The sequence below is a fragment of the Pseudomonas extremorientalis genome (genome assembly GCF_001870465.1).
Lineage (GTDB): Bacteria > Pseudomonadota > Gammaproteobacteria > Pseudomonadales > Pseudomonadaceae > Aquipseudomonas > Aquipseudomonas extremorientalis.
The window spans coordinates 1-25,560 of record NZ_MDGK01000061.1 but is presented as its reverse complement, the minus strand read 5'-3'; the positions used below and the strand labels follow the sequence as shown (position 1 = coordinate 25,560).

The following is a 25,560-nucleotide window of genomic DNA, read 5'->3' as shown; positions in this document are numbered from 1 at the left end:
GGTACTAAATCGACAGTCACCGCAGATAAGGACGCTAAAGTCAATGTTGGTGCTGACGGCTCTGTGCAAGTGAAGACTGCTGGTGATGGTACTAAATCGACAGTCACCGCAGATAAGGACGCTAAAGTCAATGTTGGTGCTGACGGCTCCGTGCAAGTTAAAACCACAGGCGATAATAAAGCGGCGACAGTCACTGTGGGCAAGGACGGCAATGTAAGCGTCGGTGCTGATGCCTCCATGGGAGTGAAGACTGCTAGCGATCATACTCAATCGCCGACAGTCACTGCGGGTAAGGACGCTCAAGTCAATGTTGATTCCAGCGGCGGTGCACACGTCAATACGGCGGGCGGTAAAAAATCGACCTCAGTGACTTCCGGCAAGGACGGTGATGTTAAAGCGAACGCGAGTGGCGGCAAGCAGATGAACATCACTGGTTTTAGCAATAGTTCGTCGGCGGAGACTGTCGGAAATAGCGTTCAGGGCAAAGTTGGCAGTGACACGCAGGTGGGCACGTCGGGTAGTGATGCCCAAGTGCAGGTCATGCCAGATGGCAGTACGCAAGTGAGCCTTACACCTGAGGAAGGCAAACAATTCAGGGTGCGTGTGGAGGCCGGTGTCAACGTGCGGATCAGTTCGGAGGGGTGGGGGGAGAACCAACCAGTAAAAATCCGTGACATTACCCCGGGGCAGTCGACGCGTGTGTCGCTGGATACGCAGCCGGAGGCGGAAGTAAAGACCATTTCTCAGTTGAAGGCAGAGGCGAGAGTGGGGACTGAATCCAAGGTGAATGGCGAGTCGAACCCGGAGCAAAAGGTCGAGGTGAAGGTCGAGTCTGAACCCAAGGTACAGACGCCGCCTAATCCAGAGCAAAAACCTTCGGACAAGGTTGATGCAGGGCCAACTGTCGAAGTGAAAAACCCCACCGCCCCGCGCCGGGTCATGAATCCTCGACTGGAGGGGGTAAGGGCCTGATGTGCAGGCGAGCCTTGATAACACCCGGCTCGTCTTAAGGGTTTGATGAGGGATCCAGCCTCCCCGATCACAGGTGCGATTGGGGAGGGCTGGTTGGGGGGCAGCGTTTTTTTCACTCATTCAATTTGGTTTCGGAGGGTTTATGACCTTTGCTGTCTTTGCTCCTCCTGTCGGCTGGGGAAATTCACCGGACTACAGGCACGTTACCCACGCTACGGAGCAGGCGGTTGCCAAACCGACCGCAAAGGGCGTTGGCTTTGAGGCTTCTCGGCGGCATTTTGGCGAGAACTTTGATACCAGCACCCTTGCGGCGGTCATCAAGATGATGATGGCAACCTTTGGGCCAAGACCTGAAGACATGTTTGCCTGGTTCGCACCGGCTGCCGGGGGGTATGCCTTCACCATGAAGGATGAGTTCAAGGGAAAGATTTCCCACCACGAACTCGAACAGACAAGGCGCGCCTCCCGTTTCACCGGCGCAGACAGCGACGCAGTCGACAGCGCCAACGTCGCGCTCGCCGCCTATGTTAAACGTAAGCAGGTGATGGGCGGCTATCACCGCTTTGAGGACGCTCTGGCTGACACTCTGCAGGGTGAGACGACGCTGCGAGGGCTGCAGGGCATGGGTGTGTACGGGCTGTCGCAATATGTTCCGGCACATCAGATGGTGGGTGATGGGGGGGCGGGTGTGCTCGAGACGCATAGCCGAGGCAGTGCGTTTGTTCTCGATGGCGTCAGGCACGACTGCAACGGTAGGCGCCGTGTTGACCGCGGGTACGGCTACCGGCTGTTCAACGACAAAGCCCAACCCGACACGGCTTCGCCGAATGGCAGAAACACGGTTGTTTCACAGATGCCGGTCGGCATGAAACCCAAGAATATATGGAGCGGCTTTTATCAAGGTGCCGAAGGTAATTGTGTCGCGGTGTCGGCGATCAAAGCCGCGATGATGAGGTTTGGCCAGAATCCCGCGGGCATTTACAAAAGTCTCAGCGCTGTACCCGGTGGTTTTGAGGTGATCATGCGTGATGGCTACAAGGTGTTTCTCAGCCATGAAGAGCGACGCAAGGCCGAGCATGGGGCAAACCTGGACGGTTCTGACCAGGCGCTCAAGGACGACGCTATTTTTTTGTATGCCGTGAGCGCCAAGCGTGCGCAAATGGAGAACAATGACATGCGTGCTGGCCGCAGTTTCGAGGACGCCATGCATTCGTTGAACGACGGAGAAGCGCCGGGCCAGGTGTTGCGCAGGTTGGGGTTGTCTGCCTACGTGCGGCAGAGCAGTCCACAAGAGTTGGCCAGAGGCGCCATTGGCACCCTCGCAGACCACTGGCATTCGGTTGTGGCCATAGGCGGCTCGGTGGACAACTACGGCCAAAAGCTCGGCTTGATGGCATCGGGGTGGTCCGATAGAGCAATGTGGGCATTGAAGCTGGTGTGAGGGGCTACTTCAACAGTTGCCGGAATCCCTCGATCGGCAAGGGTCGGCTATGCAAATAACCCTGGAACAAATGGCAGCCCAGTTTTTGCAGGAATGCCAGTTGCTCCGGGGTTTCAACGCCTTCGGCGATCACTTCCAGGTTCAGGCTGCGGGCCATTGCCACAATCGCACGGATGATTTCAGCGTCGTTGGGGTCATGGGTCGCGTCGCGCACAAAGGACTGGTCGATCTTCAGCGCATCCACCGGCAGCCGCTTGAGGTAAGTGAGCGATGAATAGCCGGTGCCGAAGTCGTCCATGGCAAAACTAACGCCGAGTTTTTTCAGGCGGCGCATTTTGCTGATGGTGTCGTCCAGATTCTGGATCACGATGCCTTCGGTGATCTCCAGTTTCAAAAGGCTGAACGGCAACTGATGTTGCTTGAGGCTGCGCTCCACCCGCTCCACGAAGTCGTTCTGGCGAAACTGCCGGGGGCTGATGTTCACGCACAGGCTGAAATTCAGTGGGTCTACCAAGCCTTCGTGGATCAGTTGTTGAAAGGCCGCGCAGGCTTCATCCAGGATCCAAGTGCCCACCTCAAGGATCAGGCCGCTGTCTTCCAGCACCTTGATGAATTCGGAAGGTGACTGAGCGCCCAATTGCGGGTGTTGCCAGCGTACCAGGGCCTCGGCGCCGACGATCTTGTTGCCCCGCGCGTCCACCTGGGGTTGGTAATGCACGCTGAACTCGCCACGTGATAAGGCCAGGCGCAAGTCTGTCTCCATGCGCAGGCGTTCGCTGGCGGTTTTTTGCATGCTGTTGTGAAACATCTGCGTGGTGTTGCGCCCTGAATCCTTGGCGCGATACAGGGCGATGTCGGCACGCTTGAGCAAGTCCGCTGGCGTGGAGCCGTGATCGGGAATCAATGCCACGCCAATGCTTGGCGTGACCTGCAGGCGATGACCGTCCAGGAACATCGGCTCCGAGAGCAACTCACGCAGGGTGTCGGCCAACTCCTGCACCTGGCCGCTGACTTCCATGCGCGAGCCTTCCAAGCCGCTGAGCAGCACCACAAACTCATCTCCCCCCAGGCGCGCCACGGTGTCTTCCATGCGCACGCTGGCTTCCAGGCGCGCGGTGACAATCTTCAACACCGTGTCACCCACCGGGTGGCCGAGGGAATCATTGATGTGCTTGAAGTGGTCGAGGTCGAGGAACAGCAGTGCGCCGCGCAAATTGTGGCGCTTGAGCAAGGCGATCTGCTGGCTCAGGCGGTCCATCAGCAGGGCGCGGTTGGGCAGGTTGGTCAGCGGGTCGTGATAGGCCAGGTGGCGGATCTGCGCCTGGGCGTTTTTCAGCAGGCTCACATCGCGGGCGGTCAGCAACAGGCACGGGGTTTCATTCAGGGTGATGGGCTCCACCGAGACTTCCACCGCCAGCAACTCGCCGCGCTTGTTGTGCCAGAGCATTTCCAGGTGATGAATGCGGCCCTTGATCTGCAACTCGGCCAGCAGCGCGGCGCGCTGGTTTTCATCGGCCCAGATGCCGATCTGATACAGCGTCAGGCCAATGGCTTCCTCGGCGCGGTAGCCGGTCAGGCGGCAGAAGCCGTCGTTGACCTCCACATATCGACCGGTGTCGCGCTCAGTGATGGAAATGGCGTCGGGGCTGGAATGGAAGGCCTTGGCGAACTTCTCTTCGCTGGCCTTGAGCGCCGCTTCCGAGCGCTGCTGCTGGGTGATATCGCGCAGCGTGGTGACGATGCACGACTGGTCGCCCACCTTGATCAGACGGCTGGATATCACGCAGGTCAGGCTTTGGCCGCTCTTGTGATGCACCACGATCGCCACATTGTTCAATGCCTGCTCGCGGATCACCCGCTCGATACGCTGCAGGCGCTTGCTCGACTCGTCCCACAGGCCGATCTCTTCGGCGCTTTTGTCGATGACCTCGGCGGCCGTCCAGCCAAAGGTCTGGGTAAACGCGGGGTTGATCTCGATAAACGCGCCGCCCTCCAGACAGGTGACGCAGATCGGGTCCGGGCTGGCCTGGAACAGGCTGGCAAATTTTTCTTCGGAAGCGGTCAGGCGTTGTTCGCGTTCCACCTGGTCGGTGATATCCAGCAGAGTGCCGGCCATACGCAGGGGCGCCCCGTGCTCATCGCGGTACAGGCGGGCGCGGCTTTCGAGGTAGCGTGAGCTGCCGTCTTCCATGGGCACGCGATACGTCAGCTGATAGTTGCCGGCCGGGCCTTCGCGTAGGGTGCGGTAGGCGTTGCGCATGCTATCGCGCTCTTCATCGGGCATGCCCTCGAAGAAGGCGTCGAAGAACTCATGGAACGGCTCCGGCGGCAGGCCGTGCAATTGGGCGGCGCGGGCCGAGCCGTAGAGCATGCCGGTGGGGATGTGCCAGTCCCAGGTGCCCAGTTGCGCCGAGTCCAGGGCCAGGTCGAGGCGCTCCTGGCTGTCCTTGAGGGCCTGCTCGGCGTTTTTGCGCTCAGTGGTGTCGAGAAACGTACTGATCAGGTAGGCCTCGCCCTCCAGTTCGACTTTTTGTGCGCTGAGCGTGCCATCGTGGATTTGGCCGTTACTGGCGCAAAATTGCACCTCCATGGTGATGGGCTCGCCCTTGCGCTGGGTGGCCTTGACCAGCTGCGCGCGTTGCTCGGGGTGGCGCCACAGGCCCAGGTCCAGGGTGGTGCGGCCGATGGCATCGGCGACCGGCCAGCCGAAGAGCATCTCGAAATACTGGTTGGCTTCACTGATCAGTCCGTCGGACTGGCGCGTCAGCAAGACCATGTTGGGGCACAAGTGAAACAGCGTGGCGAAGCGCTTTTCGGAGTGGCTGAGGGCGCTTTCCCGCTCGCGTTGGTGGGTGATTTCGCGGATCACGCCGATCATGCGCCGGCGTCCGGCCTTGTCCGGTAACAGGCTGCCGTTGATTTCCAACCAGTGGAAGCTGCCGTCGGGCCATTGGATACGGTGGTGCATGGCCTGCTCGAACGGCTCGCCCGCCAGCACCGCGTGAAAGGCCCGTACCACCCTGGCGCGATCCGCCGGTGCCAGCAGGTCCAGATAGTCCAGGTCCTTGGGCAGTGGCTGGCGCGGGTCAAAGCCGAACAGCGCCTGGGTGCCCCGCGACCAGCTTATCCTGCCGGTGTCGATTTCCCAGCACCAGGCGCCCAGCCGGGCAGCGTTGAGCGCGGCCAGCAGTTGCGGGGCACTGTCCCAGCTTTGTTCCGCCTCTTGGGGGTCCAGGGCGTAAATGCGGGGCAGGGGTGGCACGGAGTCGACGGGGTTGCGCATTATCAAAGGGCCTTGGCTCGATGGGCGTATGGCGCGGTACAGTTCAGACCTTGAGGCCGCACGGTTTCATGCCGGTATCCCTGGCAGATCGACCTGTGCATCCAATAGGCTCATGAAAGCCCGCGCAGCATTCGACAGCGTCCTTTCGGTGTGCACGATATAGCCTAGCTGGCGACTGAGCTGTATGCCCGGCAAAGCGATACTTGCCACCTGATCATCGAGCATGGTGCGCGGCAACACGCTCCAGGCCAGGCCGATCGACACCATCATCTTGATCGTTTCCAGGTAGTTGGTGCTCATCGCGATATTCGGCGTGAGGCCCTGGGCTTCGAACAACCGGCTGACGATATGGTGGGTGAAGGTGTTGCCGCCGGGAAACACTGCCGGGTGGCCGGCAATATCGGCCAGGTTGACGTGGCCGTTGCTGATCAGGCTGTGCTCTGGCGCCACCACGAAATCCAGTGGGTCGTCCCACACCGGGGTGGCGCGCACCAGGTTGTGGGGATCGGGCGCCAGGGTGATCACCGCCACTTCGGCGCGGCCGTGGAGGATTTCTTCGTAGGCCACTTCCGAATCGAGAAACTGAATATCCAGCGCCACATTCGGGTACGCCCGGGTGAAGGCGCGCAGCACCGGCGGCAGGCGATGCAGGCCGATATGGTGGCTGGTGGCCAGGGTCAGGCGCCCGCTGACTTCGCCGGTGAGGTTGGTGAGGGCGCGGCGCGTGTCGTCCAGCACGTTGAGGATCTGATAGGCGCGTGGCAGCAAGGCCCGTCCGGCCTCCGTCAGGCCGACTTCACGGCCCAGGCGATCGAACAGGCGCACCTTCAATTGTTGCTCCAGGCCGGCAATGCGCTTGCTGATGGCCGGCTGGGTCAGGTGCAGGCGCTCACCGGCGCCGGAGAAGCTGCCGGTCTCGGCGATGGCGATAAAGGCATTGAGGTTGGCCAGGTCCATGGTGTATTCCAGTTGGTAATCCAAAGCATAAAAAATATGAATTTGAGTTATTTAATGTAGCGCCATACCATCAGCCTCACAAGCCAAAGGGTTATTGAAAAGCCCGGCATAGAGAAACACCGCTGATGAGGACCGACTGATGGCCGGCAAAACGCTTTACGACAAGCTTTGGGATTCCCATGAAGTGAAACGGCGCGACGATGGTTCGTCGCTGATCTATATCGACCGCCACATCATCCATGAAGTGACCTCGCCCCAAGCGTTCGAAGGCCTGCGGCTGGCCGGGCGCAAGCCTTGGCGCGTCGACTCCATCATCGCCACCCCGGACCACAACGTGCCGACCACCCCTGAGCGCAAGGGCGGCATCGAAGCCATTGCCGACCAGGTGTCGCGTTTGCAGGTGCAGACCCTCGATGACTACTGCGACGAATATGGCATCACTGAATTCAAGATGAATGACGTGCGTCAAGGCATCGTGCACGTGATCGGTCCGGAGCAGGGCGCCACCTTGCCGGGCATGACCGTGGTGTGCGGCGACTCCCATACGTCCACCCACGGTGCGTTCGGCGCCTTGGCCCACGGTATCGGCACCTCCGAGGTGGAACATGTGTTCGCCACCCAGTGCCTGGTCGCCAAAAAGATGAAGAACATGTTGGTTAAAGTCGAAGGCCAGTTGCCGTTCGGCGTGACCGCCAAGGACATCGTGCTCGCCGTGATCGGCAAGATCGGCACCGCCGGCGGTAACGGCCATGCCATCGAGTTCGCCGGCAGCGCGATTCGCGACCTGTCCATCGAAGGCCGCATGACCATCTGCAACATGTCCATCGAAGCCGGTGCCCGCGTGGGCATGGTGGCGGCGGACGAAAAGACCGTTGAATACGTCAAGGGCCGTCCATTTGCCCCACAAGGCAAAGATTGGGACGCCGCTGTCGAAGCCTGGAAAGACCTGGTCTCCGATGCCGATGCGGTGTTTGACACCGTGGTCGAGCTCGACGCTGCCCAGATCAAGCCGCAAGTCAGCTGGGGTACCTCGCCGGAGATGGTCCTGGCTGTCGACCAGAACGTGCCGGACCCCGCGCAGGAAGCCGACCTGGTCAAGCGCGGCTCCATTGAGCGCGCCTTGAAGTACATGGGCTTGAAGGCCAACCAGGCGATTACCGACATTCAGTTGGATCGCGTGTTCATCGGTTCCTGCACCAACTCGCGGATCGAAGACCTGCGCGCCGCGGCGGTGATCGCCAAGGGCCGCAAAGTGGCTTCGACTATCAAGCAAGCCATCGTGGTGCCGGGCTCGGGCCTGGTCAAGGCGCAGGCTGAAGCCGAAGGCCTGGACAAGATTTTCCTCGAGGCCGGTTTTGAATGGCGTGAGCCGGGCTGCTCCATGTGCCTGGCGATGAACCCGGACCGCCTGGAGTCGGGTGAGCACTGCGCGTCCACCTCCAACCGTAACTTCGAAGGGCGTCAGGGCGCCGGTGGGCGTACCCACCTGGTCAGCCCGGCCATGGCCGCCGCCGCTGCCGTCAACGGTCGTTTCATCGACGTTCGCGAATTGATCTGAGGAATACCCGATGCGTGCTTTTACCCAACACACCGGCCTTGTCGCCCCTTTGGATCGCGCCAACGTCGACACCGACCAGATCATTCCCAAGCAGTTCTTGAAGTCGATCAAGCGCACCGGCTTCGGCCCGAACCTGTTCGACGAGTGGCGCTACCTGGATGTGGGCTACGCCTACCAGGACAACTCCAAGCGCCCGCTGAACAAGGATTTTGTGCTCAACGCCGAGCGTTACCAGGGCGCCAGCGTCTTGCTGGCCCGGGAAAACTTCGGCTGCGGTTCCAGCCGTGAACACGCGCCATGGGCCCTGGAAGAGTATGGCTTTCGCAGCATCATCGCGCCGAGCTATGCCGACATCTTCTTCAACAACAGCTTCAAGAACGGCCTGCTGCCGATCATCTTGAGCGATGCCGAAGTGGACGAGCTGTTCAAGCAGGTCGAGGCCGAAGAGGGCTACCAACTGACTGTCGACCTGGCCGCGCAGACTGTGACCCGTCCAGACGGCAAGGTGTATCACTTTGAAGTGGATGCGTTCCGTAAGCACTGCCTGATCAACGGCCTGGACGATATCGGCCTGACCTTGCAGGACGGCGATGCGATTGCCGCGTTTGAAGCCAGGCACCGGGCGAGCCAGCCTTGGTTGTTTCGCGATGCCTGATTGGCGGTAACCGTGCGGGCCCCATCGCGGGCAAGCCCGACTCCTACATTGGAATGCATTCCAACTGTGGGAGCTGGCTTGCCTGCGATAGCGCCAGTACCAACACCCCAAAACCCAAGGAAACCACCATGACCACCACCGCCCACACCCAAGTTGTGCAAAAACAATTCGGCGAGCAAGCCTCCGCCTACCTGAGCAGTGCCGTGCACGCCCAGGGCACCGAATTCGCGCTGCTCCAGGCCGAACTGGCCGGGCAGGGCAGTGCGCGACTGCTGGACCTGGGCTGCGGTGCCGGTCATGTCAGCTTTCACGTCGCGCCGCTGGTCAAGGAAGTGGTCGCCTACGACCTGTCCCAGCAGATGCTCGACGTGGTCGCCGCCGCTGCGACGGACCGTGGTCTGGACAATATCCGCACCGTGAACGGCGCCGCTGAGCGCCTGCCGTTCGCCGATGGCGAGTTCGGCTTCGTGTTCAGCCGTTATTCGGCCCACCACTGGAGCGACCTCGGCCTGGCCCTGCGTGAAGTGCGTCGGGTGCTCAAGCCGGGTGGCGTGGCGGCCTTCGTCGATGTCTTGTCACCGGGCAGCCCGCTGTTGGACACTTACCTGCAAACCGTCGAAGTGCTGCGCGACACCAGCCACGTGCGCGATTACTCTGCCGCCGAGTGGATGCAGCAGCTCAGCGAATCCGGTCTGCATGTACGAACCAGCAGTCGCCAGCGCCTGCGCCTGGAATACACCTCGTGGGTCGAGCGCATGCGCACGCCGCAGGTGCTGCGCGCGGCGATCCTCGAGCTGCAACAGGCGATGGGTCAGGAAGTGCGCGATTATTACGAAATTCAGGCCGACGGCACCTTCAGCACCGACGTGCTGGTGGTCTTCGCCGAACGCTGATTGATTTTTCCCGACCTGCCCACGGGCGGGTCGCTTGATGAAATGAGGAACGCATGAGCAAGCAGATTCTGATTCTCCCTGGCGACGGTATTGGTCCGGAAATCATGGCCGAAGCGGTCAAGGTGCTGGAACTCGCCAACAGCAAGTACAGCCTGGGTTTCGAGCTGAGCCACGATGTGATCGGCGGCGCGGCCATCGACTTGCATGGTGTACCGCTGGCCGATGAGACCCTGGAGCGTGCGCGTGCGGCCGACGCCGTACTGCTCGGCGCCGTGGGCGGCCCGAAATGGGACAAGATCGAACGTGACATCCGCCCTGAGCGCGGCCTGCTGAAAATCCGTGCGCAACTGGGCCTGTTCGGCAACCTGCGCCCGGCGATCCTCTACCCGCAACTGGCCGACGCCTCGAGCCTCAAGCCGGAAGTGGTCGCGGGCCTGGATATCCTGATCGTGCGTGAGCTGACCGGCGGTATCTACTTCGGCTCGCCACGCGGCGTGCGCGAGTTGGAAAATGGCGAGCGCCAGGCCTACGACACCCTGCCGTACAGCGAGAGTGAAATCCGCCGTATCGCCCGTGTCGGCTTCGACATGGCCCGCGTGCGTGGCAAGAAGGTCTGCTCGGTGGACAAGGCCAACGTACTGGCCTCCAGCCAACTGTGGCGCGAAATCGTCGAAGAAGTGGCCAAGGACTACCCGGACGTCGAACTGAGCCACATGTACGTCGACAACGCCGCCATGCAACTGGTGCGTGCGCCGAAGCAGTTCGACGTGATCGTCACCGACAACCTGTTCGGCGACATCCTGTCCGACCAGGCGTCGATGCTCACCGGTTCCATCGGCATGCTGCCGTCGGCGTCCCTGGACACCAACAACAAGGGCATGTACGAGCCTTGCCACGGTTCGGCGCCGGACATCGCGGGCCAGGGCATTGCCAACCCGCTGGCGACCATTTTGTCGGTGTCGATGATGCTGCGTTACAGCTTCAACCTGAGCGACGCGGCGGATGCCATCGAGAAGGCCGTGAGCCTGGTGCTGGATCAGGGGTTGCGCACCGGCGACATCTGGTCGCAGGGTTGCACCAAGGTCGGTACGCAAGAAATGGGCGACGCAGTAGTCGCCGCGCTGCGGAATCTGTAATCTCTCGGGCCCGCTTGCAGTTGTTGCTGCAAGGCGGCCCACTTTTTAACAAGGTGTAGTTGCGATGAAACGTGTAGGTCTGATCGGTTGGCGCGGTATGGTCGGTTCCGTGCTCATGCAGCGGATGCTGGAAGAGCAGGATTTCGATCTTATCGAGCCGGTGTTTTTCACCACTTCGAATGTGGGTGGCCAGGGGCCGTCCGTGGGCAAGGATATTGCTCCGCTCAAGGACGCCTACAACATTGAAGAGCTGAAAACCCTCGACGTGATTCTGACCTGTCAGGGTGGCGACTACACCAGCGAAGTCTTCCCCAAGCTGCGCGAAGCCGGCTGGCAGGGTTACTGGATCGACGCCGCCTCGAGCCTGCGCATGCAGGACGACGCGGTGATCATCCTCGACCCGGTGAACCGCAAGGTCATCGACCAGCAGTTGGATGCCGGCACCAAGAACTACGTCGGCGGCAACTGCACCGTCAGCCTGATGCTGATGGGCCTGGGCGGCTTGTTCGAAGCTGGCTTGGTCGAGTGGATGAGTGCCATGACCTATCAGGCGGCCTCTGGGGCCGGCGCGCAGAATATGCGTGAGCTGATCAAGCAGATGGGTGCGACCCACGCCGCGGTCGCCGATCAACTGGCCGACCCGGCCAGCGCGATCCTCGACATCGACCGCCGCGTGGCCGAAGCCATGCGCAGCGATGCCTACCCGACCGAAAACTTCGGCGTGCCGTTGGCCGGTAGCCTGATCCCATGGATCGACAAGGAACTGCCGAACGGCCAGAGCCGCGAAGAGTGGAAGGCCCAGGCCGAGACCAACAAGATCCTCGGCCGCTTCAAGAGCCCGATCCCGGTGGACGGCATCTGCGTGCGCATCGGCGCGATGCGCTGCCACAGCCAGGCGCTGACCATCAAGCTGAACAAAGACGTGCCGATCGCCGATATCGAAGCGTTGATCAGCCAGCACAACCCGTGGGTCAAGCTGGTGCCGAACAACCGTGATATCAGCATGCAGGAACTGAGCCCGACCAAGGTCACCGGCACCCTGAATGTACCGGTGGGTCGTCTGCGCAAACTGAACATGGGCAGCCAGTTCCTCGGTGCGTTCACCGTGGGCGACCAGTTGCTGTGGGGCGCGGCCGAGCCGCTGCGCCGCATGTTGCGGATCTTGCTGGAGCGTTGATCGCGTGAAGCAATGATGGAAACCCGCGCTCTGGTGACAGGCGCGGGTTTTTTGTTGTTTGGTCGGGCCTCATCGGGGGCAAGCCCCCTCCCACATTTTGACCTGCGAACCCGTTCGAGTGTGGGAGGGGGCTTGCCCCCGATAAGGCCATCAGCCCTACCACAAATGCCAGCTTAATTGCCTCACCCCCCACCACCCGGTAAAGTGCCGCTCCCCCCGCAATGCCCGAGGCAGCCCCCATGACCCAGACCTTTGAAATCGCCGTGATCGGCGCCACCGGCACCGTCGGCGAAACCCTGGTGCAGATCCTGGAAGAGTTGGATTTTCCGGTGGGCACTCTGTATTTGCTGGCGGGCAACAACTCGGCGGGCGCCTCCGTGCCCTTTCGTGGCAGGAATGTGCGGGTCAAGGAGGTCGACGAATTCGACTTCAGCAAGGCGCAGTTGGCGTTCTTTGCGGCGGGGCCGGCGGTCACCCTGAGTTTTGCGCCGCGTGCCACGGCGGCTGGGTGCTCGGTGATCGACTTGTCCGGCGCCTTGCCGGCCACGCAGGCTCCGCACGTGGTGCCGGAGGCCAATGCCCACGTGTTGGAGGGGCTGAAGAAGCCGTTCCAGCTCGGCAGCCCCAGCCCGTCGGCGACCAACCTGGCGGTGGTGCTGGCGCCTCTGCGGGGCTTGCTGGATATCCAGCGGGTGAACGTCACCGCCAGCCTGGCGATGTCGGCCCAAGGGCGTGAAGCCGTCAGCGAACTGGCCCGGCAAACCGCCGAGCTGCTGAATATGCGCCCGCTGGAGCCGAAGTTCTTTGATCGGCAGGTCGCCTTCAACCTGTTGGCGCAGGTTGGCACGCCAGACGCCCAGGGGCATACGGCCCTGGAAAAACGCCTGGTCCATGAGTTGCGTGCAGTGCTGGAATTACCTTTGCTAAAGATTTCCGCAACCTGCGTTCAAGCCCCGGTGTTTTTTGGCGATAGCCTGACAGTGTCCTTGCAACTGGGGGAGGCGGTCGATCTGGCGGCGGTGAGCCGCGCACTTGACGCTGCGCCGGGCATCGAGCTTGTGGATGAAGGGGATTTTCCTACAGCCGTCGGCGATGCAGTGGGCCAGGATGTGGTCTACGTCGGTCGCGTCAGGGCAGGTGTGGATGACCCGGCGGAACTAAATCTGTGGCTGACGTCAGATAACGTACGCAAAGGCGCCGCACTGAATGCCGTGCAGCTGGCGCAGTTGTTGATAAAAGGCCTTGCGTAAAAGATACTTGGCGGCAATTTGTAGATTGATTCTAGCCAGGCGCTATGCTTGGTCCCAGGCAGGAAAAGTTGCGCGTCGGTGACCTATCGGCTCGCCATGCCTTATGGCAGCGGTTACCAACCTTCTCGCAGGCCGGGGAGTGTTCAAACAAAGGATGAGGCTATGGTTCAAGTTCGCAAACTGGTGTTAGCAATAGCGGCCGCCTCGGCGCTGTCCTCCGGTATGGCGCAGGCGCTGCAGCTGGGGGAGATGACCCTCAAGTCGAAGTTGAACCAGCCGTTGGCGGTGGAAATCGAATTGCTCGATGTCGGTGGCCTCACGGCCTCCGAGATCACGCCAAGCCTGGCTTCGACCCAGGCATTTGTGGACGCGGGCGTTGATCGCCAGGCGTTTCTCGATGACCTGACGTTTACCCCGGTGGTCAATCCAAACGGCCGCAGCGTGGTGCGCGTCACCTCCAGCAAGCCGTTGCCTGATTCCTACGTGCGTTTCCTGTTGCAGGTGCAATGGCCTAATGGCCGTTTGATGCGTGACTACAGCGTGTTGCTCGACCCGGCCAAGTTCGAGCAGCCGGCACCCACCGCTGCCGCGCCTGCGCCGCGTCTGGCTGCGCCGACCAACGCCGCGCCCGCCGCGAGCAAACCGGCACAGCACACCACCACCTCCCGCGACACCCTGTGGGAAATCGCCGCGAAGCACCGTAATGGCGGCTCCGTGCAGCAGACCATGCTGGCGATCCAGGCGCTGAACCCGGATGCGTTCATAGACGGCAATATCAACCGGCTGAAAACCGGCCAGGTCCTGCGTCTGCCGGATGCCGTACAAAGCACTGCACTGCCGCAACCCCAGGCAATTGCTGAGGTGAGCGCGCAAAATGCCGCCTGGCGCCAGGGCCGACGCGCCGCCACCAACCCGGCAGCGGGCAAGCAGCAACTGGACGCCACCAAGCGCACCCAGGCCGGTAACGCGCCCGCAAGTACCAACACCAAAGACAACCTGAGCCTGGTGTCGGCCGAGGCCGCCAAGAAGGGCGCCAAGGGCAAGGCGGGCGACAGCGCGGCACTCAGCGACAAGCTGGCGATGACCCAGGAGCAACTGGACACCACCCGTCGCGACAACGAAGAGCTGAAAAGCCGCGCGGCAGACCTGCAAAGCCAGTTGGACAAGCTGCAAAAACTGATTCAACTGAAAAACGATCAGCTCGCCCGCTTGCAGGCTGAAAAGGGTGTTCCGGCTGCTCCGGCGACTGCCGCGATGCCCGCGCAGTTGGCAGGCGAGCCATCCACTGCACCTGCTACGCCCGAGGTCGCCACCCCTGCACCCGTCGCGCCAGCGCCTGAGCCGGTCAAGGCGGACGCGGCACCGGCCAGCGCCGACGGCAAATTCAATGAACTGCTGACCAACCCGATTGTTCTCGGTGTGATCGGGGGGGCGGCGGGCCTGCTGGTGCTGCTGCTCCTGCTGTTGTGGGCGCGCCATCGCAATGCGCGCCGCGAAGAGGAAAAACACCTGCGCATGGCGCGGGCCCTGGCTGAAGAGCCGGAGTTCACCTCGAACCTTCATGACGACCTGCCGCCGAGCAGCTTCGAAGGCCTGGAGACGCCGCCGCCCAGCGTAAAGCTGGCCGCCGCACCGGCCCCGGCTCCGGTGGTTGAACCGGCGGTTGTTGTGCCGACTGTTGCTTCCGTACTTGCGCCGCTGGCGGTTGCCGTGGCCCCGGTGAATTCAAACGATGCGCTGGCCCAGGCCCAGTCTCATATCGATCGTGGCCACCTGAACCAGGCTGCCGACGTGCTGGAGCAAGCGATCAAGCATGAGCCCAAGCGCAGCGACCTGCGCTTGAAGTTGATGGAAGTCTACGGCCTGCAAAACGACAAGGACGGCTTCGTGACCCAGGAGCGTCAACTGGTGGCCAATGGTGAAAACCACGCCCAGGTCGAGCAGCTCAAGACTCGCTTCCCGGCCATGGCCGTGTTGGCGGCGGGTGTCAGTGCCGCGGTGGCGGCTGCTGCCCTGGATGCTCAATACGTCAAGGATTTGCTCGAAGACAAACCGGCGCCTGCGCAGCCGGAGGCCTTTGACACTGATTTCGATCTCAGCCTGGACGATCTTGAAGAAGCTTCCCCGGCTCAGATCAAGGACGATCAGCAGACCTTTGAGTCGCTGTTGCAGCAGCAGACCGAAGCCAAGGCCGAGACGGACGACTTGTCGGACTTCGATCTCGACCTGCAACTGGATGCCCCGGCTTCGGCACAATCCGACGACGACTTCCTCTCGGGCCTGGAAGAGCAGATGAAGGACGTGCCGGCCGTGGAGCCGCCGACCCTCACGCCTGCGGCATTGGATGACTTCGATTTGCCGGAGGATTTCGACCTGTCCCTGGCTGATGAGCCGGAAGCGGCCACCAAGCCCGATGCTTTCACGTCGGAACTGGATGATGTCAACGCCGAGCTGGATCGCCTGTCCCAGAGCCTGGAACATCCGTCCATCGAGCCGTCCTTTACCGCGGAAGACGCGGCGCTGGGCGATGATGAGCCGGAATTCGACTTCCTCTCCGGCACGGATGAGGTGGCTACCAAGCTCGACCTGGCCCAGGCCTATATCGACATGGGCGATGCGGACGGCGCGCGGGATATCCTTTCCGAAGTGTTGACCGAAGGCGATGAGGTTCAACGCGGCGAAGCCAAGGAAATGCTCGGTCGGTTGGCTTGACAGCCCGTTGTTCAAACAGCGGCGACCTTCGGGTCGCCGTTTTGCTTTTGTGGGCTCTCCTGCAAACCGGCATAATGGCCGCCTTCGCGCAACTCATCAGGCTCTCAGTTCTTGGCAAATATAGATAACCCGACCGCCGAAATGGCGGCCGCAGGCTTTTACCGCATCGCCTTGGGCGTGGAATACAAGGGCTCGCGCTATCGCGGCTGGCAGCGTCAGGCGTCCGGCGTGCTGACGGTGCAGGAGACCCTGGAGAACGCCCTGTCGAAAGTCGCCGATTCACCGGTATCGCTGATGTGCGCCGGGCGTACCGACGCCGGTGTGCATGCCTGTGGCCAAGTGGTGCATTTTGACACTCAGGCCGAGCGGTCAATGAAGGCCTGGGTGATGGGCGCAAATATCAATTTGCCCCATGACGTCAGCGTCAGTTGGGCCAAGGTCATGCCGGCGCATTTTCATGCGCGTTTCAAGGCCATCGCCCGGCGCTATCGCTATGTGATTTACAACGACCAGATCCGCCCGGCGCACCTCAACGAAGAAATTACCTGGAACCACCGCCCGCTGGATGCCGAGCGCATGGCCGAGGCTGCGCAGCACCTGGTGGGTGTGCATGATTTCAGCGCCTTCCGTGCTGGCCAGTGCCAGGCCAAGTCGCCGATCAAGGAGGTCCACCACCTGCGGGTGACTCGTCACGGCAAGATGATCGTGCTGGATATCCGTGCCGGTGCCTTCCTGCATCACATGGTGCGCAACATCGCCGGGGTGCTGATGACCATCGGCACTGGCGAGCGTCCGGTAGAGTGGGCCAGGGAAGTGCTGGAAAGCCGCGTTCGTCGCACGGGAGGGGTCACGGCACACCCGTTCGGCCTGTACCTGGTGGATGTGGAGTACCGCGACGAGTTCGAGTTGCCGGAGCGTTTCATCGGACCACACTTCCTCACAGGTTTCAGCGAACTTGGCGGCTGACGCCCGGAAAAGCTTTTGTTACCATCCGGGGCTTTCTCGGTCCAACCCTGGAGGTTTCCACGACATGTCAGCCGTTCGCAGCAAGATTTGCGGGATTACCCGCATAGAAGACGCGCTGGCGGCGGTCGAGGCAGGGGCGGATGCCATCGGTTTCGTGTTTTATGCCAAGAGCCCACGGGCGGTGAACGTGCTGCAGGCGCGAGCGATCATCGCCGCATTGCCGCCGTTCGTGACCACCGTGGGTCTGTTCGTCAATGCCAGTCGCTGCGAGCTCAACGAAACCCTGGATGCCGTAGCCTTGGACATGTTGCAGTTCCATGGCGACGAAACGCCTGAGGAATGTGAAAGTTACCAGCGGCCGTATATCAAGGCGCTGCGCGTCAAGGCCGGGGATGATATCGCGGCGGCGTGTTCCGCCTACGGCAGTGCCCGCGGGATTTTGCTGGACACCTATGTCGAAGGCGTACCCGGCGGTACTGGCGAAGCGTTCGACTGGTCGCTGATTCCCGCAGGCTTGAGCAAGCCGATCATCCTGGCCGGCGGGCTCAACCCCGCAAATGTCGGGGCGGCAATCGAACAGGTGCGGCCGTATGCCGTGGATGTCAGCGGTGGGGTGGAGCAGGGCAAGGGCATCAAGGATCACAGCAAGATTCGCGCATTCATGCAGGCTGTGCGCAACAGCAGGGGTGCAATGTGACGGCTGGCAGTCTGCCGCCGTCCATAACTACCACTGTGTAAAACAGCCCGGCGCCGCCTGTGGTGGCCCGGAAACGAAGTGGCAACCCTGCGCTGGCAGGTTGTCTGGAAGGCTGAGGATACAGGCAGGAAAAGGCCGGTCGAACGTCTGACCCCGTCCAGCCTGTGTCATCGCCACATATGAATTTAGCTCAAGGGCATACGCGGGGCTGTGTTCAAGCCACCGGTACTGGAGAAAGAAAGCATGAGCAACTGGTTAGTAGACAAACTGATCCCTTCGATCATGCGTTCCGAGGTGAAGAAAAGCTCGGTTCCTGAAGGTCTGTGGCACAAGTGCCCATCCTGCGACGCGGTGCTGTACCGCCCGGAGCTGGAAAAGACCCTGGACGTTTGCCCCAAGTGCAACCATCACATGCGTATCGGCGCCCGCGCCCGCATCGACATCTTCCTCGACGCCGAAGGCCGTAACGAGTTGGGCGCCGACCTGGAGCCGGTTGACCGTCTGAAGTTCCGTGATGGCAAGAAGTACAAGGACCGCCTGACCGCTGCGCAAAAGCAGACCGGTGAGAAAGACGCCCTGATTTCCGTCAGCGGCAAGCTGCTGGGCATGCCGGTCGTGGTGTCGGCATTCGAGTTCTCCTTCATGGGTGGCTCCATGGGCGCCATCGTCGGTGAGCGCTTTGTCCGCGCCGCCAACTATGCCCTGGAAAACCGTTGCCCGATGATCTGCTTCGCGGCCTCCGGTGGTGCGCGCATGCAGGAAGCCCTGATCTCCCTGATGCAAATGGCCAAGACTTCTGCGGTCCTGGCACGCCTGCGTGAAGAAGGCATCCCGTTCATCTCCGTGCTGACCGACCCGGTCTACGGCGGCGTTTCCGCCAGCCTGGCGATGCTGGGTGACGTGATCGTCGGCGAGCCCAAGGCGCTGATCGGCTTTGCCGGCCCGCGCGTGATCGAGCAGACCGTGCGTGAAAAACTGCCGGAAGGTTTCCAGCGCAGCGAGTTTCTGCTGGAGCACGGTGCGATCGACCTGATCATCCCGCGCGGTGAGCTGCGTCCACGCCTGGGCAACCTGCTGGCGCAAATGATGGGCCTGCCGACCCCGGTGTACGTCGCGCCTAAAGTCGAGCCGATCGTCGTGCCGCCGGTGCCTGCAAACCTATGACCCAGCGTACCCTGGGCGAGTGGCTCGCCTACCTTGAGCAGTTGCATCCGTCCGCCATCGACATGGGCCTGGAGCGCTCGCAACAGGTAGCGGCCCGCCTCGGGTTGGGCCGCCCGGCGCCGCGAGTGATCACGGTGACCGGCACCAACGGCAAAGGCTCTACCTGTGCCTTTGTCGCGGCGCTGCTGCAGGCCCAGGGGCTGAAAGTCGGCGTCTACAATTCCCCGCACCTGCTGCGTTATAACGAGCGGGTGCAGCTCAATGGTGTCGAAGCCACGGATGAGCAACTCTGCGAAGCCTTCGCCGCACTCGATGCGGGCCGGGGCGAGATCTCCCTGACTTACTTCGAGATGGGCACCCTGGCGGCGTTCTGGCTGTTCGAGCGTGCGCAACTGGATGTGGTCGTACTGGAAGTCGGCCTGGGTGGGCGCCTGGATACGGTCAACGTGGTGGATGCCGATTTGGCGTTGATCACCAGTATTGGCGTGGACCACGCCGACTATCTTGGCAATACCCGTGAGTCCGTGGCCTATGAAAAGGCCGGGATCTTCCGCCAGGGCAAGCCGGCGTTATGTGGTGATATCGATCCTCCGCACACCTTGCTGGACAAGGTGCGTGAGCTGGATTGCCCATTTTTCCTGCGTGGCCGCGAATTCAATCTCCAGATCGGCGCCTTTGACTGGCAGTGGCGTGGGCGTGATGCCCGTGGCCAGGTTGTCGAGCTGAGCGGCCTGCCGCTGCTGAATCTACCGATGGAAAACGCCGCGCTTGCGCTGCAAGCCTATCTGCTGCTGGATCTGCCGTGGAATGCCGAACAGATCGCGGCCACCTTGCTGGCGACTCGCGTGGTAGGGCGTCTGGACCGACGTGAATTCGAATGGCAGGGCAAGCGCCTGAACCTGCTGCTGGACGTGGGGCATAACCCCCATGCGGCCGAGTACCTGGCGCAGCGTCTGTCACGTACGCCGCCGGTCGGTCGTCGCTTGGCTGTGTTCGGTCTGCTGGCCGACAAGGACCTGGAAGGGGTGGTCGCGCCCTTGCTGGGCAGTGTCCAGGCCTGGGCCGTCGCGCCGCTGGATACACCGCGCAGCCGCCCGGCCACCGAGCTGGAAGCGGCCTTGCAGAACCTTGCTGCGCCGGTGACGTCGTATGCAAGCGTGACCGATGCCCTTGAAGCACAGTGCGCCATTGCCACGCCCGACGATGAGATTCTGTTGTTCGGGTCATTTTATTGTGTTGCCGAGGCGCTTGAGTGGTTAGCCCGGCGCTCCACGGAGGAAGCTGCACATGGCATTACTGGATAGCGCATACAAGCAGCGAATGGTCGGTGCCCTGGTGCTGGTGGCATTGGCGGTGATCTTCCTGCCAATGCTGTTTTCTCGCCAGGATGAAGAGCGTCAGGTCGTTGTCGAGGCGCCGGCCGCGCCCCAGGCGCCCACGGTGCCTCAGGTGCAGGTTGAGCCAGTGGTGGTTCCAGAGCCTCAGGCCTTGCCGGAGGAGGAGCCGGTGCCGACTGAGGCTCAGGTAGCCGCACAGCAAGCGCCGTCGATGCCGGTGCAGCCGAGCGTGCCGGTGGTCAAGCCGGCGCCTGCGCCGACCGTAGCGGCCAAGCCTGCTGCGCCGGCACCTGCGCCCAAGCCGGTAGCGCCGCAGCCCGCCGCGCCGGGCAAGCCGGATGTCGGCCAGAGCCGCATCGATCCGAATGGCTTGCCGATCAGTTGGTCGATCCAGGTGGCCAGCCTGGGCAGCCGCGAGGGCGCCGACGCGTTGCAGAAGAAGCTGCGTAGCCAAGGCTACAACGCCTATATCCGTAGTGCCGATGGCAAGAACCGGGTGTTTATCGGGCCGCTGATCGAGCGTGCCGAGGCAGACCGCCTGCGGGATTTGCTGGATCGCCAGCAGAACCTCAAGGGTTTCGTGACCCGGTTCCAGCCTGAGCGGGGTTGAAAGCGGATTTGCTCACCCCAAACTACTGATTTGCAAGGCAGCCACAATCACAGCTTACCGACAGCCCGACGCTCTGCTAAAATGCGCCGCCTCATCTGTCCGTAGGCTCCAACGTGCCATTTACCTGGGTTGATTGGGCGATTGTTGCAATCGTCGCCATCTCCGCTTTGATCAGTCTAAGCCGCGGCTTCGTCAAAGAAGCACTGTCGTTGCTGACCTGGATCATCGCAGGAGTCGTAGCCTGGATGTTCGGTGGTTCATTGTCGGTCTACCTGGCCGGATACATCGAGACACCTTCGGCTCGCGTCATCGCGGGCTGCGCCATCATGTTCATCGCCACGCTGCTGGTGGGGGCAATGGTCAATTATCTTATTGGCGAGTTGATACGTGTCACCGGCCTCTCCGGGACCGATCGATTTCTCGGCATGGCCTTCGGCGCCGCGCGTGGCGCGTTGCTGGTGGTCGTGGCGGTCGGGCTCTTGAGCCTGGGGCCGGTACAGCAGGATTCGTGGTGGCAGGAGTCGGTACTCGTGCCAAAATTTCTATTGGTTGCAGACTGGTCCAAGAACCTCATTCTGGGGTGGAGCAGTCAGTGGCTGGCCAGCGGAATCAGCGTACCCGCTGATCTTCCGTTCAAGGAACACCTCTTGCCGGCCAAAACGCCTCAGTAAGTTGTGTTCAGTCAAGATTCATTAAGTAGGGGTTGCGTCGCATGTGTGGCATCGTCGGTATCGTCGGTAAGTCGAACGTCAATCAGGCGCTGTATGACGCGCTAACCGTCCTCCAGCACCGCGGCCAGGACGCTGCCGGTATTGTGACCAGCCACGACGGCCGGTTATTCCTGCGCAAGGACAATGGTCTGGTACGTGACGTGTTCCATCAGCGTCACATGCAGCGCCTGGTCGGGCATATGGGCATTGGCCATGTGCGTTATCCGACTGCCGGTAGCTCGACGTCGGCCGAAGCTCAACCTTTCTACGTCAACTCGCCTTACGGCATCACCCTGGCGCACAACGGCAACCTGACCAACGTCGAACAACTGGCCAAGGAGATCTACGAATCTGACCTGCGCCACGTCAACACCAGTTCCGACTCGGAAGTGCTGCTCAACGTGTTCGCCCACGAGCTGGCCCAGCGTGGCAAGCTGCAGCCGACCGAAGAAGACGTATTCGCCGCCGTTACTGACGTGCATAACCGTTGCGTCGGTGGTTACGCGGTAGTGGCCATGGTCACCGGCTATGGCATCGTCGGTTTCCGTGACCCGCACGGCATCCGCCCGATCGTGTTCGGCCAGCGTCACACCGACGAAGGCGTCGAGTACATGATCGCTTCCGAAAGCGTTTCCCTGGACGTGCTGGGCTTCACCCTGATTCGCGATCTTGCGCCGGGCGAAGCGGTGTACATCACTGAAGACGGCAAGCTGCACACCCGTCAGTGCGCCGTGGCGCCGAAGCTCACCCCGTGCATCTTCGAACACGTCTACCTGGCGCGTCCGGATTCGATCATCGACGGCGTTTCGGTCTACAAGGCGCGCCTGCGCATGGGCGAGAAGCTGGCCGAGAAGATCCTGCGCGAGCGCCCAGAGCACGACATCGACGTAGTGATCCCGATCCCGGACACCAGCCGTACCGCTGCGCTGGAACTGGCCAACCACCTGGGCGTCAAGTTTCGCGAGGGCTTCGTGAAGAACCGCTACATCGGCCGCACCTTCATCATGCCGGGCCAGGCAGCGCGCAAGAAGTCGGTACGCCAGAAGCTCAATGCCATCGAGCTGGAGTTCCGCGGCAAGAACGTGATGCTGGTGGATGACTCCATCGTGCGCGGCACCACCTGCAAGCAGATCATCCAGATGGCCCGCGAAGCCGGTGCGAAGAACGTGTACTTCTGTTCCGCAGCGCCTGCCGTGCGTTACCCGAACGTGTACGGCATCGACATGCCGAGCGCCCACGAGCTGATCGCGCACAACCGTTCGACACAGGACGTGGCCGACCTGATCGGCGCCGACTGGTTGATCTACCAGGACCTGCCAGACCTGATCGAGGCGGTCGGCGGTGGCAAGATCAAGATCGAGCAGTTCGACTGCGCGGTGTTCGACGGCAAGTACGTGACCGGCGACGTCGACGAGGCCTACCTGAACAAGATCGAGCAGGCGCGCAACGACTCGTCGAAGATCAAGACCCAGGCGGTCAGCGCGATCATCGACCTGTACAACAACTGAGTGACAACCGGCCCTGAGGGGCCGGTTTTGTATCTTAAATAAAGAATTGAGTAAGGAGTGGCAGCATGAGTCAGGAATGGGATGCCGGTCGGTTGGACAGCGACCTCGATGGCGTAGCTTTCGATACCCTGGCTGTGCGCGCCGGCCAGCACCGCACCCCGGAAGGTGAGCACGGTGATCCGATGTTCTTCACCTCCAGCTACGTGTTCCGTACTGCGGCCGATGCCGCTGCGCGCTTTGCCGGCGAAGTGCCGGGCAACGTGTATTCGCGTTACACCAACCCGACCGTGCGTGCGTTCGAAGAGCGTATCGCGGCGCTGGAAGGCGCTGAGCAGGCGGTTGCAACGGCGACCGGCATGGCCGCCATCCTGGCGGTGGTGATGAGCCTGTGCAGCGCTGGCGACCATGTGCTGGTGTCGCGCAGCGTGTTCGGGTCGACCATCAGCCTGTTCGAGAAGTATTTCAAGCGTTTCGGCATCGAAGTCGATTACGTGCCCCTGGCGGATCTGTCCGGCTGGGATGGGGCGATCAAGGCCAACACCAAGCTGCTGTTCGTCGAGTCGCCGTCCAACCCTCTGGCCGAACTAGTGGATATCGCTGCGTTGTCCGAAGTGGCGCACGCCAAGGGCGCAATGCTGGTGGTGGACAACTGCTTCTGCACTCCGGCGTTGCAACAGCCGTTGAAGCTGGGCGCGGATATCGTTGTGCACTCGGCCACCAAGTTCATCGATGGCCAGGGTCGTTGCATGGGCGGTGTGGTGGCGGGTCGCAGCGAACAGATGAAGGAAGTCGTCGGCTTCCTGCGCACCGCTGGCCCGACCTTGAGCCCGTTCAACGCCTGGATCTTCCTCAAAGGCCTGGAAACCCTGAGCCTGCGCATGAAGGCCCATTGCGCCAACGCCCAGGCCCTGGCCGAATGGCTGGAGCAACAGGACGGCATCGAGAAGGTGCACTACGCCGGCCTCAAGAGCCACCCGCAACACGAATTGGCTCAGCGTCAGCAGCGCGGTTTCGGTGCTGTGGTGAGTTTCGAAGTGAAGGGCGGCAAAGAGGGCGCCTGGCGCTTTATCGATGCGACACGCCTGATCTCCATCACCGCCAACCTGGGTGACAGCAAAACCACCATTACCCACCCGAGCACCACGTCTCACGGCCGCCTGGCGCCGCAGGAGCGTGAGGCAGCGGGTATTCGTGACAGTCTGATCCGCATTGCGGTAGGCCTGGAAGACGTGACGGACTTGCAGGCTGACCTGGCTCGCGGGCTGGCAGCCTTGTGATCGAGTGGTCCATGGAAGCCGCAGTTGCCAGTAACGGCCGTGTTGCGCTGGTCACCGGCGCGGCACGGGGCATTGGCCTCGGGATTGCCGCATGGCTGATCAGCGAAGGCTGGCAGGTGGTATTGACCGACCTGGACCGTGAGCGCGGTTCCAAGGTGTCCAAGGTGCTGGGTGAGAATGCCTGGTTTATCAGCATGGACGTGGCCGACGAGAAGCAAGTCGCCCAGGGGGTCGCCGAGGTGTTGGGGCAGTTCGGGCGCCTGGACGCGTTGGTCTGCAACGCGGCGGTGGCCGACCCGCGCAACATCACGCTGGAAAGCCTGGACCTGGCGTACTGGAATCGGGTGCTGGCGGTGAACCTCAGTGGGCCGATGTTGCTGGCCAAGCACTGTGCGCCGTATCTGCGCGCCCACGGCGGCGCTATCGTCAACCTGGCGTCGACGCGGGCTCGCCAATCGGAGCCGGACACCGAGGCCTATGCTGCGAGCAAGGGCGGCTTGCTGGCCCTGACGCATGCCTTGGCGATGAGCCTGGGGCCGGAAGTGCGGGTCAACGCGGTCAGCCCCGGCTGGATCGATGCGCGTGACCCGGCGGCCCGGCGTGCCGAGCCGTTGAGTGACGCCGATCACGCCCAGCATCCTGCGGGCAGGGTAGGCACCGTGGAAGACGTGGCGGCAATGGTGGCGTGGCTGTTGTCGCGCCAGGCGGGGTTTGTTACCGGGCAAGAGTTTGTCGTGGATGGCGGCATGAGCAAGAAGATGATTTACAGCGAGTAGGGTGCATAGCTGTCTTGAAGCAATTTTGTCTTTTTCAGAAAAACTTCAAGCAGGCTATTGACTTAGGTCCGCTACCTGCGTAAATTTCGCGGCCTCAACGAAGCAAAGGGTGATTAGCTCAGCCGGGAGAGCATCTGCCTTACAAGCAGAGGGTCGGCGGTTCGATCCCGTCATCACCCACCACTTCTTGAGAGTTTTGCTTCAGGGCAAGACGCAACGTTAAAGGTTGCACCGACGCGCAGCGGTAGTTCAGTCGGTTAGAATACCGGCCTGTCACGCCGGGGGTCGCGGGTTCGAGTCCCGTCCGCTGCGCCATATTTTCCAGGTTCGATGTGTTGGACTTGAGATTGAACAGCCAAGGCTGATCGATCAGATGTTTAAAGACGGTTGAGTCCTTATGTTCAGCCGGTCAAGCGATACGCAGCGGTAGTTCAGTCGGTTAGAATACCGGCCTGTCACGCCGGGGGTCGCGGGTTCGAGT

Annotated in this window: 20 protein-coding genes and 2 tRNA genes; 20 read left to right on the top strand and 2 right to left on the bottom strand. The window is 61.8% G+C overall.

All coding sequences use genetic code 11. The annotated features are described in order from the left end of the window. Nucleotides 1–972 (top strand): hypothetical protein (locus BFN10_RS29545; RefSeq protein WP_208610099.1); only part of this gene is annotated, 972 nt, incomplete at its 5' end. Between the two features lie 142 nt (nucleotides 973–1,114). Then, nucleotides 1,115–2,413 (top strand): hypothetical protein, encoded by a 1,299-nt coding sequence (locus tag BFN10_RS26650; RefSeq protein WP_071492226.1) that lies wholly within the window; start codon nucleotides 1,115–1,117, stop codon nucleotides 2,411–2,413. Nucleotides 2,414–2,417: 4 nt separating this feature from the next. Here the strand turns inward: BFN10_RS26650 and BFN10_RS26645 are convergent, their stop codons facing one another. Both BFN10_RS26645 and BFN10_RS26640 read right to left on the bottom strand, forming a co-directional pair. Further along, complete coding sequence (locus tag BFN10_RS26645) at nucleotides 2,418–5,696, bottom strand: EAL domain-containing protein (protein ID WP_071492225.1); 3,279 nt, start codon at nucleotides 5,694–5,696, stop codon at nucleotides 2,418–2,420. 66 nt (nucleotides 5,697–5,762) lie between these two features. Continuing rightward, nucleotides 5,763–6,653 carry a LysR family transcriptional regulator gene (locus BFN10_RS26640; RefSeq protein WP_071492224.1) on the bottom strand — a complete coding sequence of 297 codons (891 nt, stop codon included), beginning with the start codon at nucleotides 6,651–6,653 and terminating at the stop codon, nucleotides 5,763–5,765. 139 nt (nucleotides 6,654–6,792) lie between these two features. On the opposite strand from BFN10_RS26640, the gene leuC reads away from it, so the two are divergent. From leuC to BFN10_RS26550, 18 genes are all read left to right on the top strand, one after another. Next, the gene (gene leuC / locus BFN10_RS26635; protein WP_058426888.1) at nucleotides 6,793–8,211 is read left to right on the top strand and encodes a 3-isopropylmalate dehydratase large subunit; all 1,419 of its coding nucleotides are present in this window, start codon (nucleotides 6,793–6,795) and stop codon (nucleotides 8,209–8,211) included. A 10-nt stretch (nucleotides 8,212–8,221) separates the two neighbouring features. After that, nucleotides 8,222–8,866 (top strand): 3-isopropylmalate dehydratase small subunit, encoded by a 645-nt coding sequence (gene leuD, locus BFN10_RS26630; protein ID WP_058426887.1) that lies wholly within the window; start codon nucleotides 8,222–8,224, stop codon nucleotides 8,864–8,866. Between the two features lie 128 nt (nucleotides 8,867–8,994). Next, complete coding sequence (locus BFN10_RS26625) at nucleotides 8,995–9,759, top strand: class I SAM-dependent methyltransferase (protein ID WP_071492223.1); 765 nt, start codon at nucleotides 8,995–8,997, stop codon at nucleotides 9,757–9,759. A gap of 53 nt (nucleotides 9,760–9,812) precedes the next feature. Further along, entirely contained in the window at nucleotides 9,813–10,895 is a 1,083-nt protein-coding gene (leuB, locus tag BFN10_RS26620; protein ID WP_071492222.1) for a 3-isopropylmalate dehydrogenase, read from the top strand. Nucleotides 10,896–10,959: 64 nt separating this feature from the next. Next, complete coding sequence (gene asd / locus BFN10_RS26615; protein WP_058426885.1) at nucleotides 10,960–12,072, top strand: aspartate-semialdehyde dehydrogenase; 1,113 nt, start codon at nucleotides 10,960–10,962, stop codon at nucleotides 12,070–12,072. 239 nt (nucleotides 12,073–12,311) lie between these two features. Continuing rightward, complete coding sequence (locus BFN10_RS26610; RefSeq protein WP_071492221.1) at nucleotides 12,312–13,322, top strand: aspartate-semialdehyde dehydrogenase; 1,011 nt, start codon at nucleotides 12,312–12,314, stop codon at nucleotides 13,320–13,322. 162 nt (nucleotides 13,323–13,484) lie between these two features. Next, nucleotides 13,485–16,034, top strand: a complete 2,550-nt coding sequence (locus BFN10_RS26605; protein WP_071492220.1) for a FimV/HubP family polar landmark protein — start codon at nucleotides 13,485–13,487, stop codon at nucleotides 16,032–16,034. A gap of 141 nt (nucleotides 16,035–16,175) precedes the next feature. Further along, entirely contained in the window at nucleotides 16,176–17,000 is an 825-nt protein-coding gene (gene truA, locus BFN10_RS26600) for a tRNA pseudouridine(38-40) synthase TruA (protein WP_071492219.1), read from the top strand. A gap of 64 nt (nucleotides 17,001–17,064) precedes the next feature. Continuing rightward, a complete protein-coding gene (locus tag BFN10_RS26595; RefSeq protein ID WP_071492218.1) occupies nucleotides 17,065–17,697 on the top strand; it encodes a phosphoribosylanthranilate isomerase in 633 nt (210 codons plus the stop codon). Nucleotides 17,698–17,940: 243 nt separating this feature from the next. Next, the gene (gene accD, locus BFN10_RS26590) at nucleotides 17,941–18,861 is read left to right on the top strand and encodes an acetyl-CoA carboxylase, carboxyltransferase subunit beta (protein ID WP_025856447.1); all 921 of its coding nucleotides are present in this window, start codon (nucleotides 17,941–17,943) and stop codon (nucleotides 18,859–18,861) included. Then, nucleotides 18,858–20,165: a bifunctional tetrahydrofolate synthase/dihydrofolate synthase gene (gene folC / locus BFN10_RS26585; RefSeq protein WP_071492217.1), complete on the top strand. Its 1,308-nt coding sequence runs from the start codon at nucleotides 18,858–18,860 to the stop codon at nucleotides 20,163–20,165. The genes accD and folC overlap by 4 nt, the downstream gene beginning before the upstream one ends. Next, a complete protein-coding gene (locus BFN10_RS26580; RefSeq protein WP_071492216.1) occupies nucleotides 20,149–20,808 on the top strand; it encodes an SPOR domain-containing protein in 660 nt (219 codons plus the stop codon). The genes folC and BFN10_RS26580 overlap by 17 nt, the downstream gene beginning before the upstream one ends. 113 nt (nucleotides 20,809–20,921) lie before the next feature. Beyond that, complete coding sequence (locus tag BFN10_RS26575; protein ID WP_003192538.1) at nucleotides 20,922–21,479, top strand: CvpA family protein; 558 nt, start codon at nucleotides 20,922–20,924, stop codon at nucleotides 21,477–21,479. A 41-nt stretch (nucleotides 21,480–21,520) separates the two neighbouring features. Continuing rightward, nucleotides 21,521–23,026: an amidophosphoribosyltransferase gene (purF, locus tag BFN10_RS26570; RefSeq protein WP_058426877.1), complete on the top strand. Its 1,506-nt coding sequence runs from the start codon at nucleotides 21,521–21,523 to the stop codon at nucleotides 23,024–23,026. A 65-nt stretch (nucleotides 23,027–23,091) separates the two neighbouring features. Then, the gene (locus BFN10_RS26565; protein ID WP_071492215.1) at nucleotides 23,092–24,303 is read left to right on the top strand and encodes an O-succinylhomoserine sulfhydrylase; all 1,212 of its coding nucleotides are present in this window, start codon (nucleotides 23,092–23,094) and stop codon (nucleotides 24,301–24,303) included. 11 nt (nucleotides 24,304–24,314) lie between these two features. Further along, on the top strand, nucleotides 24,315–25,079 hold the full coding sequence (locus BFN10_RS26560) for an SDR family oxidoreductase (RefSeq protein ID WP_071492214.1): 765 nt from the start codon (nucleotides 24,315–24,317) through the stop codon (nucleotides 25,077–25,079). 107 nt (nucleotides 25,080–25,186) lie between these two features. Beyond that, nucleotides 25,187–25,262, top strand: a tRNA-Val gene (locus BFN10_RS26555). A gap of 55 nt (nucleotides 25,263–25,317) precedes the next feature. After that, nucleotides 25,318–25,394 (top strand) — tRNA-Asp (locus BFN10_RS26550). The last annotated feature ends 166 nt before the right edge of the window (nucleotides 25,395–25,560 follow it).

Bases quoted from the DNA above. Each gene is read 5' to 3' on its own strand.
- BFN10_RS26645 (WP_071492225.1), bottom strand. From the start codon at position 5,696: ATGCGCAACCCCGTCGACTCCGTGCCACCCCTGCCCCGCATTTACGCC.
- folC (WP_071492217.1), top strand. From the start codon at position 18,858: ATGACCCAGCGTACCCTGGGCGAGTGGCTCGCCTACCTTGAGCAGTTG.
- BFN10_RS26650 (WP_071492226.1), top strand. From the start codon at position 1,115: ATGACCTTTGCTGTCTTTGCTCCTCCTGTCGGCTGGGGAAATTCACCG.
- truA (WP_071492219.1), top strand. From the start codon at position 16,176: ATGGCGGCCGCAGGCTTTTACCGCATCGCCTTGGGCGTGGAATACAAG.
- BFN10_RS26610 (WP_071492221.1), top strand. From the start codon at position 12,312: ATGACCCAGACCTTTGAAATCGCCGTGATCGGCGCCACCGGCACCGTC.
- BFN10_RS26580 (WP_071492216.1), top strand. From the start codon at position 20,149: ATGGCATTACTGGATAGCGCATACAAGCAGCGAATGGTCGGTGCCCTG.
- accD (WP_025856447.1), top strand. From the start codon at position 17,941: ATGAGCAACTGGTTAGTAGACAAACTGATCCCTTCGATCATGCGTTCC.
- leuD (WP_058426887.1), top strand. From the start codon at position 8,222: ATGCGTGCTTTTACCCAACACACCGGCCTTGTCGCCCCTTTGGATCGC.
- leuC (WP_058426888.1), top strand. From the start codon at position 6,793: ATGGCCGGCAAAACGCTTTACGACAAGCTTTGGGATTCCCATGAAGTG.
- purF (WP_058426877.1), top strand. From the start codon at position 21,521: ATGTGTGGCATCGTCGGTATCGTCGGTAAGTCGAACGTCAATCAGGCG.
- BFN10_RS26605 (WP_071492220.1), top strand. From the start codon at position 13,485: ATGGTTCAAGTTCGCAAACTGGTGTTAGCAATAGCGGCCGCCTCGGCG.
- asd (WP_058426885.1), top strand. From the start codon at position 10,960: ATGAAACGTGTAGGTCTGATCGGTTGGCGCGGTATGGTCGGTTCCGTG.
- leuB (WP_071492222.1), top strand. From the start codon at position 9,813: ATGAGCAAGCAGATTCTGATTCTCCCTGGCGACGGTATTGGTCCGGAA.
- BFN10_RS26565 (WP_071492215.1), top strand. From the start codon at position 23,092: ATGAGTCAGGAATGGGATGCCGGTCGGTTGGACAGCGACCTCGATGGC.
- BFN10_RS26625 (WP_071492223.1), top strand. From the start codon at position 8,995: ATGACCACCACCGCCCACACCCAAGTTGTGCAAAAACAATTCGGCGAG.
- BFN10_RS26560 (WP_071492214.1), top strand. From the start codon at position 24,315: ATGGAAGCCGCAGTTGCCAGTAACGGCCGTGTTGCGCTGGTCACCGGC.
- BFN10_RS26595 (WP_071492218.1), top strand. From the start codon at position 17,065: ATGTCAGCCGTTCGCAGCAAGATTTGCGGGATTACCCGCATAGAAGAC.
- BFN10_RS26640 (WP_071492224.1), bottom strand. From the start codon at position 6,653: ATGGACCTGGCCAACCTCAATGCCTTTATCGCCATCGCCGAGACCGGC.